Consider the following 2,336-nt stretch of genomic DNA (forward strand, 5'->3'; position numbering starts at 1 on the left):
TTCGTTCTTTCTTCGTTTCCGACTCTATCAGACTCTTTCGGGCCCGATTTCCTCGATGCTTTCGAGGTTCTGCGCTTTCACGCTTTCCCTTTCCGGCGGTTCCGACTCTATCAGAAGTTTTCCACCGGATTTCCCGGCTTCAGATTCTGGATTCAGAGCTGGATGTGCCCCAGCGGAATGCAATTCCTTGGATTCTTGGGGGCGAAGAAGATTTTAAACCATCGCTGCCGAACTTGTCCAGTTCGAGGCAACCGTTCGAATCTACCTCCACGCTCCGGGTGTGTCAACACCCTTCGCGAGACGACGAGGAGACTAGCAGCTGAACGGGCTCGTACGCACATCACGCCGCCGTCGGCAGCAGCGCCGTCCGGTCCGCCTCCTCCACGTCGCCCGCCTCACCCGCATGCGACGCGCGGCGGCCCAGGACGAAGACGTACGCGAGGAAGGCCGCCTCGGCGGCGACGCCGATGGAGATGCGGGCCCAGGTGGGGAGGCCCGACGGAGTCACGAAGCCCTCGATCAGGCCGGAGACGAACAGGACCACCGCCAGGCCGATGGCCATGCCCAGGGCGGCGCGGCCCTGTTCCGCCAGGGCCGCGCGGCGGGTGCGGGGGCCCGGGTCGACGACCGTCCAGCCCAGGCGCAGGCCCGTGCCGGCGGCGACGAAGACGGCGGTCAGCTCCAGCAGGCCGTGCGGGAGGATCAGGCCGAGGAAGACGTCGAGGCGGCCGGCCGAGGCCATCAGGCCCAGGCCCACCCCGAGATTCGCCATGTTCAGGAAGAGGATCCAGAGGACCGGGAGGCCCAGGAAGGCACCCAGGACCAGGCAGACGGCGGCGGCCTGGGCGTTGTTCGTCCACACCTTCGCGGCGAAGGAGGCCGCCGGGTGGCTGGAGTAGTACGTCTCGTACTCGCCGCCCGGCCGCGTCAGCTGCTTGAGCTGTTCCGGGGCGGCGACGGCGGCCTGGACCTCCGGGTGGGTGGCGATCCACCAGCCGATGAGCACGCCGAGGGCCGTGGAGAGCAGCGCCGCGGGTATCCACCAGCGGCGGCTGCGGTAGACGGCCGCCGGGAAGCCCGCGGTGAAGAAGCGGGCGGCGTCGCGCCAGCTCGCCCGGCGGGTTCCGGTGACGGTGGAGCGGGCGCGGGCCACGAGCTGGGTGAGGCGGCCCGTGAGCAGCGGGTCGGGCGCGCTCGACTGGATCAGGGAGAGGTGGGTGGCGGTGCGCTGGTAGAGGGCGACGAGTTCGTCGGCCTCCGCTCCGGTGAGCTTGCGGCCGCGGCCGAGGAGCTGTTCCAGGCGGTCCCATTGCGCCTGGTGGGCGGCTACGAAGACGTCGAGATCCATCCGGTTGTCGCTCCCCTGCCCCTGGCCCCGCCCGATACGGCTGTCTGTCCTGCGGTCAGCTTGGCAGACTGGGGTCAACAGGGGCGGGTCAGGTCCGGGGAAAGGTGTGTCCGGTGAGCGGTCTGGTGACGGGGGACGCGGTCGTCCTGGGGCTCCGGCCGGCGCGGCTGCCGAGCCGGGCGATGGCTTTCCTGCTGGATCTGGCCGTGTACTTCACCGGGTACGTGCTGGTGTTCTTCGGGCTGGCCGTCGCGACCGCCGGGCTCGATCTGGCGGCGCAGGCGGCCGTGGCGGTGGCGGGCATGCTGCTGTTGCTGGTCGGGGTGCCGATCGCGGTGGAGACGCTGAGCCACGGGCGTTCGCTGGGGAAGCTGGCGTGCGGGCTGCGGGTGGTGCGGGAGGACGGCGGGCCGATCCGGTTCCGGCACGCGCTGGTGCGCGGGTCGATGGGGGTCGTGGAGCTGCTGATGGTCTTCGGGACGGTGGCGTGCATCGCGTCGCTGGTGTCGGAGCGGGGCCGGCGGCTCGGGGACGTGTTCGCGGGGACGCTGGTGGTCCGGGAGCGGGTGCCGGGGGCGCGGGTGCTGCCCGTGCCCGCGCCGCCGCCGTGGTTGGCCGGGCGGTTCGCGGGGCTGGACCTGTCGGCCGTGCCCGACGGGCTGTGGCTGGCGATACGGCAGTACCTGACGCGGATGGACCAGCTGGACCCGCACACGGGTGCGGTGATGGCGGCGCGGCTCGCGGACGACGTGGTGGCCCGGACGGGGGCGCCTGCGCCGGCCGGGGTGCCGGCGCCCGCGTTCCTGATGGCCGTGGTGCACGAGCGGCAGTCGCGGGACGCCGCCCGGGCCTTCGCCGCCGCGGGAGGTGCCTCGGGACAGGGACAGGGGCAGGGGCCCGTGGTGTACGGGGGGATTCCGGGTGTGCCCGCCACCGCTCCGGTGGCGCCGGTGGCGGCTCCGCTGCCGTCCGCCCGGCCGGTCGCGCC

2 protein-coding genes are annotated in these 2,336 nt (G+C 72.0%); one reads left to right on the forward strand and one right to left on the reverse strand.

The window, feature by feature from the left end; translation table 11 throughout:
• Nucleotides 1–340: 340 nt before the first annotated feature.
• Complete coding sequence (locus tag VR44_RS38825) at nt 341–1,348, reverse strand: stage II sporulation protein M (RefSeq protein WP_045952396.1); 1,008 nt, start codon at nt 1,346–1,348, stop codon at nt 341–343.
• A 113-nt stretch (nt 1,349–1,461) separates the two neighbouring features.
• Between VR44_RS38825 and VR44_RS38830 the strand changes: the two genes are divergently transcribed.
• Nucleotides 1,462–2,336: RDD family protein (locus tag VR44_RS38830; protein ID WP_211275225.1), on the forward strand; the 875-nt coding region annotated here is incomplete at its 3' end.

The sequence above is a fragment of the Streptomyces katrae genome (assembly GCF_000966975.1).
GTDB classification, from domain to species: domain Bacteria; phylum Actinomycetota; class Actinomycetes; order Streptomycetales; family Streptomycetaceae; genus Streptomyces; species Streptomyces katrae.

Bases quoted from the DNA above. Each gene is read 5' to 3' on its own strand.
- VR44_RS38825 (WP_045952396.1), bottom strand. From the start codon at position 1,348: ATGGATCTCGACGTCTTCGTAGCCGCCCACCAGGCGCAATGGGACCGC.